The organism is Microbacterium luticellae, assembly GCF_050408645.1.
Classification (GTDB): Bacteria; Actinomycetota; Actinomycetes; order Actinomycetales; family Microbacteriaceae; genus Microbacterium.
Window position 1 is genome coordinate 91,689 of record NZ_JBNTKE010000002.1, and the last position, 12,396, is coordinate 104,084.

The 12,396-nt window shown below is 60.8% G+C and carries 11 protein-coding genes; 5 read left to right on the forward strand and 6 right to left on the reverse strand.

The window, feature by feature from the left end; all coding sequences use genetic code 11:
* Positions 1-12: 12 nt before the first annotated feature.
* Positions 13-1,869: a dihydroxy-acid dehydratase gene (ilvD, locus tag ACQUSW_RS06000; RefSeq protein ID WP_428931386.1), complete on the reverse strand. Its 1,857-nt coding sequence runs from the start codon at positions 1,867-1,869 to the stop codon at positions 13-15.
* Between the two features lie 74 nt (positions 1,870-1,943).
* Between ilvD and ACQUSW_RS06005 the strand changes: the two genes are divergently transcribed.
* Complete coding sequence (locus ACQUSW_RS06005) at positions 1,944-2,744, forward strand: helix-turn-helix transcriptional regulator (RefSeq protein ID WP_428931387.1); 801 nt, start codon at positions 1,944-1,946, stop codon at positions 2,742-2,744.
* Here ACQUSW_RS06005 and ACQUSW_RS06010 read toward each other — a convergent pair.
* The 4 genes from ACQUSW_RS06010 to ACQUSW_RS06025 all read right to left on the reverse strand — a co-directional run bounded on the left by ACQUSW_RS06010 (position 2,738) and on the right by ACQUSW_RS06025 (position 6,615).
* A complete protein-coding gene (locus ACQUSW_RS06010; protein WP_428931388.1) occupies positions 2,738-3,493 on the reverse strand; it encodes an iron ABC transporter ATP-binding protein in 756 nt (251 codons plus the stop codon). The two genes, ACQUSW_RS06005 and ACQUSW_RS06010, sit on opposite strands and share 7 nt — an antisense overlap.
* Positions 3,490-4,506: an iron chelate uptake ABC transporter family permease subunit gene (locus tag ACQUSW_RS06015; RefSeq protein WP_428931877.1), complete on the reverse strand. Its 1,017-nt coding sequence runs from the start codon at positions 4,504-4,506 to the stop codon at positions 3,490-3,492. The genes ACQUSW_RS06010 and ACQUSW_RS06015 overlap by 4 nt, the downstream gene beginning before the upstream one ends.
* Before the next feature lie 25 nt (positions 4,507-4,531).
* Positions 4,532-5,530: an ABC transporter permease gene (locus ACQUSW_RS06020; RefSeq protein ID WP_428931389.1), complete on the reverse strand. Its 999-nt coding sequence runs from the start codon at positions 5,528-5,530 to the stop codon at positions 4,532-4,534.
* Between the two features lie 74 nt (positions 5,531-5,604).
* On the reverse strand, positions 5,605-6,615 hold the full coding sequence (locus ACQUSW_RS06025) for a siderophore ABC transporter substrate-binding protein (protein WP_428931390.1): 1,011 nt from the start codon (positions 6,613-6,615) through the stop codon (positions 5,605-5,607).
* Between the two features lie 111 nt (positions 6,616-6,726).
* On the opposite strand from ACQUSW_RS06025, the gene ACQUSW_RS06030 reads away from it, so the two are divergent.
* The gene (locus ACQUSW_RS06030; RefSeq protein WP_428931391.1) at positions 6,727-7,515 is read left to right on the forward strand and encodes a siderophore-interacting protein; all 789 of its coding nucleotides are present in this window, start codon (positions 6,727-6,729) and stop codon (positions 7,513-7,515) included.
* 53 nt (positions 7,516-7,568) lie between these two features.
* Here ACQUSW_RS06030 and thrC read toward each other — a convergent pair whose 3' ends face one another.
* Positions 7,569-8,999 carry a threonine synthase gene (gene thrC / locus ACQUSW_RS06035; RefSeq protein ID WP_428931392.1) on the reverse strand — a complete coding sequence of 477 codons (1,431 nt, stop codon included), beginning with the start codon at positions 8,997-8,999 and terminating at the stop codon, positions 7,569-7,571.
* A 145-nt stretch (positions 9,000-9,144) separates the two neighbouring features.
* Between thrC and ACQUSW_RS06040 the strand changes: the two genes are divergently transcribed.
* The 3 genes from ACQUSW_RS06040 (at position 9,145) to ACQUSW_RS06050 (ending at position 12,357) form a co-directional block, all read left to right on the forward strand.
* Complete coding sequence (locus ACQUSW_RS06040; RefSeq protein WP_428931393.1) at positions 9,145-9,756, forward strand: nitroreductase family protein; 612 nt, start codon at positions 9,145-9,147, stop codon at positions 9,754-9,756.
* A gap of 430 nt (positions 9,757-10,186) precedes the next feature.
* Positions 10,187-10,651: a MarR family winged helix-turn-helix transcriptional regulator gene (locus tag ACQUSW_RS06045; RefSeq protein WP_428931394.1), complete on the forward strand. Its 465-nt coding sequence runs from the start codon at positions 10,187-10,189 to the stop codon at positions 10,649-10,651.
* Between the two features lie 56 nt (positions 10,652-10,707).
* Positions 10,708-12,357 (forward strand): SPFH domain-containing protein, encoded by a 1,650-nt coding sequence (locus ACQUSW_RS06050; RefSeq protein WP_428931395.1) that lies wholly within the window; start codon positions 10,708-10,710, stop codon positions 12,355-12,357.
* Positions 12,358-12,396 lie beyond the last annotated feature (39 nt).

Below are 12,396 nucleotides of genomic sequence, written 5' to 3' on the forward strand. Positions count from 1 at the left end.
AAACGTCTGCGACTACAGTTCGGGCACCAGGCGCACCGCGCCCTTATCGGCCGACTGCGCAAAGTGGGCATAGGCCCGCAGCGCCGCCGTTACCTCGCGCTCGCGGTTGCGCGGGCGGTACCCGCCATTGGCTTCGAGTTCTGTGCGACGGCGCTCAAGCTCGGCGTCATCGACATCGAGCGAGATCGACCGTGAAGGAATATCGATAGAAATGATGTCGCCATCTTCCACGAGCGCAATGAGACCACCGGCTGCGGCCTCGGGCGAAATGTGTCCGATCGACAGCCCCGACGTACCACCCGAGAAACGGCCATCGGTGATAAGAGCGCACGCCTTACCCAACCCGCGGCCCTTCAAGAACGACGTCGGGTACAGCATCTCTTGCATACCGGGGCCACCACGGGGGCCCTCGTAGCGGATGACAACAACGTCACCCTCGGCGACCTTCTTGTTAAGAATTTTCTCGACTGCTTCGTCTTGCGACTCGCAGACGACGGCGGGACCCGAGAAGGTCCAGATCGATTCATCGACGCCGGCCGTTTTTACGACGGCACCGTCGACGGCAATGTTTCCGCGCAGCACGGCAAGGCCACCATCGGCCGAGTAGGCGTGTTCCACCGACCGGATGCAACCGCCCTCGGAGTCTTTGTCGAGCGCAGCCCAGCGCTCCGACTGCGAGAACGCACTCGATGAGCGCACACCACCCGGCGCGGCATACCAGAGGTCTTCGGCTTCTGGTGTCGCCTTACCACCCCGGATGTCCCACTCGTCGAGCCATTCGCCGAGGGTTTGGGCGTGCACCGTGTGCACGTTTTCGTCGAGCATTCCACCGCGACGCAGTTCGCCCAGCAGCGCCGGAATACCTCCGGCACGGTGCACGTCTTCCATGTAGTACGTGCGGTCGCCAGCAATGTTGGGGGCAACCTTGGCCAGGCAGGGTACGCGACGCGAAACCTCGTTGATTTCTTCGAGCCCAAAATCCACGCCTGCCTCGTGTGCGGCAGCCAACAGGTGCAGGATCGTGTTGGTTGAGCCGCCCATGGCGATGTCGAGCGCCATGGCGTTTTCGAAAGCGGCGGGTGTGGCAATGTTGCGCGGCAGCACGGTTTCGTCGTCTTCGTCGTAGTAGCGACGCGTAATGTCAACGACCAGCTCGCCGGCCTTTTCATACAGGGCACGGCGGGCAGTGTGCGTTGCCAGCACCGATCCGTTGCCGGGCAGCGAGAGGCCAATCGCCTCGGTGAGACAGTTCATCGAGTTGGCGGTGAACATGCCCGAGCATGAACCGCACGTGGGACACGCGGATTCTTCAATGCGCAGAATGTCGGCATCGGAGACGTTTTCATTGACGGCCTCCGAAATGGCGTCGACCAGGTCGAGTGTGCGCACGGTGCCGTCGACCAGTGTTGCCCGACCCGACTCCATGGGTCCGCCCGAAACGAAAACAGTCGGGATGTTCAACCGCAGGGCTGCCAAGAGCATGCCGGGCGTGATTTTGTCGCAGTTCGAGATGCACACGAGAGCGTCGGCACAGTGCGCGTTGACCATGTATTCGACCGAGTCGGCAATGATGTCGCGCGAGGGTAGCGAGTAGAGCATTCCGCTGTGACCCATCGCGATGCCATCATCGACAGCGATCGTGTTGAACTCGCGCGGCACTCCACCGGCTGCCGTAATAGCATCGCTCACAATGCGTCCGACGGGGGCAAGGTGGGTGTGGCCCGGCACGAACTCAGTGAACGAGTTCGACACCGCGATAATGGGCTTACGGCCAATGTCGGCGCCGGGAACCCCCGCTGCACGAAGCAGCGCACGGGCGCCCGCCATATTACGGCCGTGGGTGATGGTGCGAGAACGAAGGACTGCCATGCTTCCTTATCTTGCCCTGTTCTTGGCACAGCACAAGATTCCGCTACTACTAGTAGTGGGAGTACTATCGAAACATGATCCGCCCGCGCACTCCTGAACGTGAACAGCTGGGCGATTTTTTATCGTCGCGGCGGCGGGTGCTCGCGCGCACTCCCCTGGGCCTCCCGGCCAATAAACGCCGCAGCACCACTGGGCTGAGTCGTGAAGAAGTTGCGACGCTCGCCGGTGTGAGCGCCAGCTGGTACACGTGGCTGGAACAGGGGCGCGACATCAACGCCTCCCGGCAGGTGCTCACCTCGGTCGCACGGGTCTTGCAGTTGACCGCAGCCGAAACCGACTACGTTCTCGCCCTCGCCGAACCGCAACCGGCCCCCGTCGAGATCGAACACGATTCCGCTCCCGATCATTTGCAGCACCTGATTGATCAGCTGACTTTTCCCGCGTTTATTGTGGCGACAGACTGGAGTATTGCCGGATGGAACGCAGCCTACCAGTGGCTGTATCCACCCATCGCGTCACTGTCGTCGACCGATCGCAACCTGCTGTGGCTCATCTACACCGACCCCGAGCTGCGCCGACTCCTCCCTGACTGGCAGCGCGATAGCCGCAGTTTTCTCTCGGAGTTCCGCATCGAATCGGGTGTACGCCTCACGTCACCCCGCCACCGTGCGATTGTTGACCGACTGCTGAAAGAAAGCGCCGACTTTCGTGAGCAGTGGGCCGAACACACGATCGAACGCTTTACGTCACGACGACGCCACTTTCAGCATCCGGATGCTGGACTGTGCGTTTTTGAGCACCACCGCCTCGTACCCAGCGACGCCGTTGACCTGCACGTGGTGATGTATGTGCCGGTGGCAGACAGCACTCAGTAGTAGACAGCGAGCGGTCCGTGTGGGCCGTCGATCACCTGCACGGGAGTGTCGAACACGCGGGTGAGTACGTCGTCTTGCATGATTTCTTGAGGCGTACCGAACTCGACGATCGCGCCGTTTTTCATGGCGCAGATGCGGTCGGCGTAGCGGGCAGCAAAATTGATATCGTGCAGCACAATCACGATCGTGCGGCCCAGTTCTTCGGCCGCGCGACGCAGATGCTGCATCATTTGAACGCCGTGACGCATATCGAGGTTGTTGAGGGGTTCGTCGAGCAGCACATATTCGGTGTCTTGTGCGAGCACCATGGCAACGTAGGCGCGCTGTCGCTGCCCACCGGAGAGCTCGTCGAGGTAGCGGCCCTCGAGGTCTTGCAGGTGAAGGAAGTCGATGGCCTGGCTGATGATCTTTTCGTCGTCGACCGTCAAGCGCCCTTTTGAGTATGGAAAACGACCGAAGCCCACCAGTTGTCGCACCGTGAGCCGGGTGATGAAGTGGTTTTCCTGCCGCAGGATCGACACAATGCGGGCCAAGTGTTTGGAGGGCGTGCGGGCTACGTCGTTTCCGGCAATAGCGATAGCGCCAGAATCCATTCCCATGAGCCTGCCGATCATCGTCAACAGCGTCGACTTACCGGCACCGTTCGGGCCAATAAGCGCGGTGACTCCTCCGGCAGGGATTGTGAGGTCAAGCGGCCCAATGGCCACCTCGTTGCTGTAGTTACGGCGCACACCGTCGAGGGTGATCACAGTCGGCCCTTTCTAAGAATGACGATGAGGAAAGTAATGCCACCTACGAACTCGATAATGATCGACACCACTCCCTGCGCGTAGAAGACGTGCTTCATCAAAAAATATGCGCCCGACAAAATGACATAGGCGGTCAGTACCGCCATGGGCAAAATGAGGCGGTGATCAAAGCTGTCGGCAAACTGGTAGGCGAGAGTGGCAACAAGAAAACCGAGGAAGGTCATGGGCCCTACCAGCGCTGTCGAGGTGGCCATGAGCACGGCAACAAGAAACAGTACGGTAAGCAGTTCGCGACGGTGATCCACTCCGAGTGAGCGAGCGGTTTCTTCACCCAGTGACATCACGTTGAGGCGGCGAGCGCGTGCCCAGAGCAGTGTGCTGGCGGCCAAGCACAGTGCGATTGCGATGGGGATTGTTTCGGGCTCGGCGTTGGAGACGCTGCCGAACAGGCGCGCAGTGAGCACATCGAATTCACTGGGCGTGAGCAGTCGCTGCATAAACGTTGACACGGCGCCGAGGCCTCCGCCGATAATGATGCCGACGAGCAGCATTATTTGCAGATTGCCGTAGCGGCCGGTGAGCAACCAGCCGTAGAGCGCCATGGCTAGGCCCACCATGATCGCGATCGTGAGAATAAAGTTTGCCCTGCCGGTAAGTGCCACAACACCTGCCGCGCCCAAGAAATACACGGATGCGGTGTGCACGGCCGTGTACAGCGACTCAAAACCCATGATCGACGGCGTGATGATGCGGTTGTTCGATACGGTTTGGAAGCTCACGGTGGCCACGGCCTGACATACGGCGACGATCAGCATGACGATAACGCTCGTGACGCGCAGTTCAGCGATGCGCCAGAACCCATCGGTGCCGACAGGCATCGGGTTGCCGTAGGCGAGAAGACCAAAGGTGAAACCGGCCGCGAGCACACCCAGAATGCCGAGAACAATGAAGTAGCGGCGACGGGCCCGCGCGGAGGGCAAGGGGGCTGCCGAGCGCTCGCTGCTGCGCGGCATCCGGATGCTGGACGTATCGAGAACGTTAACCACGGCGGCGCTGCCTTAGCAGAAGAAGGATGAACACGATGGCTCCGACCACTCCAAGAATGAGTGAGACAGGAACCTCGAACGGCATGATGATGATGCGGCCAATCAGGTCACACACTGTGACAATACCGATGCCGAGCAGGCACACCCAGGGCAGGTTGCTGCGCAGGTCATCGCCACGCACCATCGATACGACGTTGGGCACGATGAGTCCGAGGAATGGTAGGTTGCCGACCACCACTGTGACGACTCCGGTGGCTACAGCGATAAGTATCGTGCCAAAAAGTACAACGCGGTTGTAGTTGACTCCCACGCTGGTGGCCATCGATTCGCCCAGGCCCGCCACGGTAAAACGGTCGGCGGCGATAAATACGGCGACGCCTACGATCGCCACTATCCACAGCATTTCGTAGTGGCCGCGCAGCACCGAAGTAAAACTGCCGGCGAACCATATGCCCAGGCTCTGCAGTGTGTTGGTTTGCAGGGCGAAGAATGTGGATACCGAGCTCACCACGGCCCCGAGCATTATTCCTACGATCGGCACAATGAGCGAAGAGCGCAGTGATACGCGGCGCAAAAACAAGAAAAACACCATGGTGCCGATAAATGCGGCGCCAACAGCGACTGCCATGCGCACGGGTATGGGTGCGTTGGGGGCGATGACCATGATGGTCAGCAGCCCTAATCCCGCCCATTCGGTGGTGCCCGTCGTGGTTGGTTCTACAAACCGGTTTTGGGTGAGCAGCTGCATGATGAGCCCGCACATGGCCATCGCCGCGCCCGACAGCACGAGAGCGATCGTGCGCGGTATACGCGTGATGGCGAACATTTCACTGCCATGTTCGCCGCCAAAAATGTCGTAAACGCCCGTAAAAAGGCTCGCCACCAGCAGTGCACCGACAACAACAATGCCGATGATGAGCGCGGGGTCAAAGAGCCGCCCGCGCGTGCGTGCTGTCGCGTCGAGGGCAGTGGAATGCGTAAGTGTCGACATAGTGTGGGGGTTCCGGATGCCGGTGCCCGGCGGCGCGCAGGAGTGTGGTGCCGCCGGGCATGCCGGGGGTAATACTACTGGGCGTCGTTTTCGAGAGCCTTAGAGTTTTCCAGCGCCTCAGCGAAGTCGTTGAGGAACTTCGTGTAGGTCTGGATCCCCTCGTTGAGGTAGGTTTCGGTGGGCATGTAGATGATTTGGCCCTTGCTCACCGCTGTTACCGGCGCCAGTGCTTCGGTGTCTTCGAGGATGGTGGCTGCCTGCTGATAACTGGGGTCTTCGGCGGCGAATACGGCGTCGCGGTCCATCACAAGAATCCAGGCGGGGTTCGATTTGGCGATCGCTTCGACCGAGATGTCGTCGCCCTGGTGGTCTTCTGACGCATTGTCGATCTCTAGTGATGGCTGGAGGCCGAGAATGTCGAAGATGGGTCCGAGCGTGCGTCCGGTGGTGGGTGCGACGTAACCGATCTCGCCACCAGAAGTGATCACCGCCATGACGGGGTCAGTGCCGTTGTACGCTGCGCGTGCCCGTTCTACCGCGGCATCAAAGTCGTCGACGAGTTTTTGTGCTTCGGTTTGTTTACCGAAGACTTCGCCCAGTACGGTGACCTGCCGCTTCAACTCGGCGTCGAAGGGTTCGCCGTCGCGCGGGTCGAGTTCGAGAATCGTGGCGTCGGGCACGAGCGAGGCCAGTGCCTCATGGTGCTGGGCGAAGCGTTGTCCGTTAATGATGAGATCGGGCTGCACGGCAACAACCGATTCGAGGTCGGGTTCGCGGTGCGAGCCGAGATCGATAATCGAGTCGTTGGTCTTGTACGACACCGATTCGGGCATGAGTGACACGGCCCCTGCGCTCAGTTCGATTCCCCAGTCGTCGAGCGTTTGAAACGTGCGGTTGTCGGTGGCAACAACCGAGGTGGGCGGCGTAACGATCTCGTGCGTGCCGTTGTTGTCTTCTACCGTGACGGTCGTGGCAGCGGGTTGTGCTGTCTCTTCGGGTTGGGCTTGTGCGCTGCCACAGCCGGTGAGTGCGAGTAGCGCAGCGAGTCCAACACCGGTGGCGGTGAAGAGCTTGGGGACGGACATGGAGAGACTCCTGTCTAGATGTGATTATCAAGGGGAGACGAGCATCGGCGAGACCGAAACTCATGAGGTTAGGCTCACCTATCCTCACGGAAGATAGGTTAGCCTTACTTTATGCCGAATGCGAAATCTTCTTTCACCCTCGACCGTGTTCCCCTCGACCTCACGTTCCGTATCGTCACGCTTGCGGCACGCGAATTACTTGCACCCGACTATGTGCGCATTCGCCTGCAGGGAGCCGATCTTGCCGGGTTTTCTTCGCTCGGCGCCGACGACCACATGAGGCTATTTTTTCCGGCGTCCGGAACCACCGAGGCCGATATGCGCGCCCTCGATACCGAAGAACTCCGCGCGTTTCCCAGCCGCGAATACACACCACTGGCGTGGGGCGACGACTGGCTAGACGTCGAGTTCGCTCTGCACTCAGGTGCCGGTGTCGCATCGACGTGGGCGGCAAGCGCTGCTATTGGGTCGGCCATCGGCGTCGGCGGTCCGCGTGGCTCGGCTGTTGTCTCGGGCACGCCCGATGCCTGGCTACTCGTGGGGGATGAAACGGCGATTCCTGCCATCCGTCGCTTTGCCGCGATGATTCCGGATGCCACTCCCGCGCGCATCGCCATCGAAGTAGCGTCTGCTGCCGACCACGTCGATATCGACGCCCCCGTTGCGGTCGAATGGCTGCACCGGGGTGAGAACCCAGCAGGTTCGGCCGTGTGCAGTTTTCTTGACTCCCTCGCCGAAACCGACAGGCTCAGCAACGACCCCTTCTGCTTTATTGCCGCAGAACAGCAGGTGGTCAAACCCGGCCGAGCACTGCTTGCCCGCTGGGGTGTCGACACCGCCAAGGCCACCGTGAAGGGGTACTGGAAGCGTGGCGAAGACGAATACCACGCGCCGCACTAACAGGCTGATTGTTGCGCGGTCGCCTACGGCTTCCTGCGTAGGCGACGTGCGTGTTAGAGCGTTGCCGCGTGCTGTTCGATAAAGCCGCGCAGGGCCTGTTCGTCGTTGTTCATGTCAACAACGTGCTGGGGCGCTTCCAGCATGGCCTGCAGTTCTTCGCTCAGCGAAACGGTGACGCCGATGGCTTCGGTGATTGTTTCTTGGAACTTTTCCGGCTTCGCGGTTTCGAGAACGAGCATGGGCACGCCCGACTCCACATGGTGGCGGGCAACGGTCACGCCATCCGCAGTGTGAGGGTCAATAATTTCACCGGATGCTTCGTACACGGCCTGGATGGTGGCGAGTCGGTCGGCGTGTGTGGATGTGCCACTGACGATTCCAAACTCGTCGGCAAAGCGTGACTGCTGGCTCGAGAAATCGAAGTAGCCCTGTTCGTCGAGATCACGCCAGGCCTGCACGACACGTGCCGGGTCGCGGTCGACCAGGTCGTAGATGAAGCGTTCGAGGTTGGAGGCTTTCGAGATGTCCATCGATGGGCTTGATGTAGCAAGCGTCTGTTCTGCTGCTCGCGGACGATAGATGCCCGTGCGAAAGAATTCGTCAAGCACGTTGTTCTCGTTGGCTGCGAGCACGAGGCGCCGCACCGGCAGCCCCATGTTCTTGGCGAAGTAGCCCGAGAGAATGTTGCCGAAGTTTCCTGACGGCACGGTGAACGATACTTCGAAACCGGCGCGGCTCGCGGTGTCGACGGCGTCAGTGGCGCGCAGCCATGCCCAAAAGTAGTACACGCTCTGTGCAGTGATGCGGGCAAGGTTGATCGAGTTGACGGCGCCCAGATGGTGCGTCTTTTTAAAGTCGAGGTCGCCTGCAAGGTTTTTTACCAGCGTCTGGCAGTCGTCGAACACCCCGTCGACGGCGATATTAAACACGTTGTCGTCGGTGAGTGAATACATCTGCGCCCGCTGGAAGGCACTCATACGGCCTTGCGGCGAGAGCATAAACACCGAGATGCGGTCTTTACCGCGCAGTGCGTATTCGGCGGCCGAGCCGGTGTCGCCCGATGTGGCACCGAGCACGTTGAGCACACTGCCGCGTTGGGCTAATGCGTATTCGAGGACCTGGCCAAGAAACTGCATTGCCATGTCTTTGAACGCCAGGGTGGGTCCTTCTGACAGCCCCACCAGGGTGAGCCCGCCGTCGATCGGCCGCAACGGCACCACACCTTCGGTGGGAAAGTTCTCGTTGGAGTAAGCAGCCTGACACATGCGCTCTAAGTCATCGCGGGCGATGTCGGTGGCGTACAGACCGAGCACTTCGGTAGCCAGTTGTGGGTAGGTGAGCTCGCGCCACGATTCGAGCACCTCGGCGCTCACCTGCGGCAGCTGCTCCGGCACCGCGAGTCCCCCGTCGGTCGCCAGACCTTCCAGCAGTGTGTCGCAGTAGGGAAGGGGCTGCATGCCGCCACGGGTTGAGATGAACTGCACGGGTGACTCCTCAGATCGCTCACGCGCGTCATGCGCGGGCTTTCTATTCTGGCAGGAGATTGGCTGGGTGTAGCATCCGGAATCTTCTTTGCCGCCGGATGCCGCAACAGTGGGCCTTTCTCGCGAAATGAGCGAGCATGAAGCCATGCTCTTTCAACAGGTCGTTGACCGCCGCCGCATGGTTCGCTCGTATACCAACCAGGCTGTGTCTCGGGATTCTGTCGACCGGATGCTGCGCAATGCGGTGCGCGCACCCAATGCCGGGTTTACGCAGGGCTGGGCTTTTCTCGTGCTCGACGATGCCGAATCTGTCGCTCGATTTTGGGCGTCGACCACTCCCCCGGATCGTTCGTCGTCACCGAGTTCGTGGCTGGTTGGCATGCAGACGGCGCCGGTAGTTATCGTGCCGATGTCGTCAAAGAACGCATATGTGCGCCGCTACGCCGAAGCCGATAAAGGATGGTCGGCCGAAGAAGAACCCCGCTGGGGAGTACCCTACTGGCACGTTGACGCAGGGATGGCTGCACTACACATTCTGCAAACCGCCGTCGACGAAGGCCTCGGAGCATGCTTCTTCGGTATTCCCATCGAACAACTCAGCACCTTTCGCGAAACCTTTAACGTGCCCGACAACTACCAGCCCGTCGGCGCCATCACCATCGGTCATGCGGCACCGGATGCTACCCCCGGCGGATCACCCTCGCGGCGAGCGCGCCGCCCACTCGACGACATCGTGCACCGCGGCCGGTGGCGGTGATGGACGAGCCGTTCTCGCCCCCGGTTACCCTGCGCACTGCCTGCCGCGTGGTGCGCCCGCCCGGAGTTGCCGAAAACTTCATAATTGCCGAATGCCGGACGATTTCGCCTCAATCATGCTGTTTACGGCAAATTTCCTGTTTTCAGCAAGACGAGCCAGGTCCGCGAGTGCCGTCACCGCGCCCTCGAAGCGACACTCCGTTACCTGACTGTTGCATTCGTTACCTCGCCGTTATACAGTGTGAGCACGGTGAATGTTTGCTGTGGCATCCACCGCATGTGATTGCAGGACACTCTTGGTGCAAGGGACAAGGGCCGGTCGGAAGCCTCTCCGACCGGCCCTCACTTTTGCCGCACGCCACCCAACTACTGTGACCCCTCATGACTCGGTGCCCGAAGCGTTGTCACAGCCTCGCGCTACGCTGAATGCTATGAGCGACCGGCAACTGGCTGTTCAAGCCTGGGAGAGTCTTTTTCGTGCGCAGCACGAGCTTTTTGTTGCCATGAAAGCGACAGACTTCGACGACGCTGACCTGAGTCTCGCCGAATACGATGTTCTGCTCACGGTGGTGCGTGCACCGCAAGCAACGGCACGACTGCGTGACGTTACCGCGAACATGCTGATTAGTCAGCCGAGTGTTTCGCGGCTTGTTGACCGCATGGTGACGCGCGGCCTGGTCACGAAGCATCCGGACCCTGAAGACGGCAGAGGATCGCTGGTGACGGCAACCCCCGAAGGCGTTCACTCTTTTCGAGCTATCGCCGCTGTGCACGCGGCGACAATCGCGCAGCGAATGTCGAAACTCACCGCCGACGAGCAGCGAACACTGTTAACTCTGACCCGTAAACTGCGAACCGCGGCAAAAATCCATCCACAGGCGGATGCCACGCCGTGACGCATCTGGCATAGTTCACCACGAGCGCTCCGATCGGGGCCGGAAAGAAGGTACTCATGGAGATCGCTGCGATCGGCGGCATCCTCATACTTGTCGGTATCGGCATCGTTGCTGTTGTCATCATCGGCCTCATTCTGCTGCTGTTTGCCCGCAGCTGGATCAAGGTCGCGCGCGCCGACGAGGCCCTGGTTATCTCGGGCCGCAAACAAAAGATCCAACGCGCTGTCATCTCGGTGGGTGCCGACGGCACGCCCGAAACCACCTCTGAGATTACTGAGTCGCCCGTTACCGTCATCGTCAACGGTAAATCGCTCGTCAACCCCATTACGCAGCGTCACGAGATCATCTCGCTGCGTTCACGGCAGGTGTCACTCAACGCAGAAGCACAGTCGCTCGACAGCGTGACCCTGACCGTTGATGGCGTCGCGATCGTGAAGATCGGCTCCGACCCGCTGTATGTGCGGCGCGCTGCCGAGCGTTTTGCTTCACAGGATAAAGCGATCGAACAGTTCACCACCGAACAGCTCGAAGGTGCCCTACGCGGTATCGTCGCCACCCTTTCAGTGGTTGAGCTTATGCGTGAGCGTAAGAAGTTCTCCGACCAGATCGCCGCCGACGTCTCGAGCGAACTGGCCGACCAGGGTCTGATTCTCGACTCGTTCCAGATCAAGGGCATCATCGACCACGTCGGCTACATCCAGTCGCTGGGTGCCCCCGAAATTCAGGCAAAACGCCAATCGGCAGAAATTTCTGAAACCAACGCCGACCGCGCCATCAACCAGAAAATTATCGCCAACCAGGAAGCAAACCTGGTCGAGCAAACCGCGCTCGACACCAACACGGCCAACGCGGCCGCCGGAGTTGGCCGTGCCCGTGCCGAAGCCGAGCAGGCAGAACACCTCGCCCGCGCCAAAGCTGAGCAAGGCGTTCTGCAACAGCAAGCAGAAAACAAGCAGGCACAGCTCGACGCCGATGTGAAGCGCGTCGCCGACGCACAGCGCTACGAGGCAGAAACCCGTGCCCAGGCCGACCTATTTACCCGTGAGAAGTCGGCCGAGGCTGCAGCTATCGAACAGGTAAAACAGGCCGAAGCACGCACCCGTATCGCCGAACAGCAAGCTGAGGCCGACCGCGCCCGGGCCGACGGTGAAGCAGCCGCTGCCCAGTCGAAGGCCTCCGGTGAAGCCGCTGCCCTGCGAGCCATTGCCGAAGCCGAAGCCGAAGCACGCCGCCTGCGCGCCAACGCCGAAGCCGAAGCCATCCGCGCAGAAGGTGAAGCACGCGCTGCCGCCGTCGAAGCCGAAGCAAAAGCTATCGCCTCCAACCAAGAAGCGTTCCTCTCGCAGCGTGTGCTCGAAGTGCTGCCGTCGATCATGTCGGAGTTCGCCAAGGGATACGGCGCCATCGGCAACGTCTCGATCATCGGAGGCAGTGGCGAAGAAGGCGCCTCCAATGTGGTCGGAGCCGACAACGCCAAAGCCATGCGTGCCGTATTCGACAGCGTCGGCGCCGCAACAGGTCTCGACCTGGCAGCAATCATCCAGGGCCAAGCCGTTGGCCGCGGTTTTGGGGCGGGCGTCGCATCGGCAGAGCAGACCGAAAAGCCTGCCCGTCGCCGCGCAAGCACCGGCGCAGGCTCGGCAACAGGGGCCGCCACGCCCCCGCCACCGCCCGCGGCATCCGGAAACAACTCAAACAACAACTAAACGCTCGGCACCCAGCCGTAGCAACGCCGATGCCGAGAG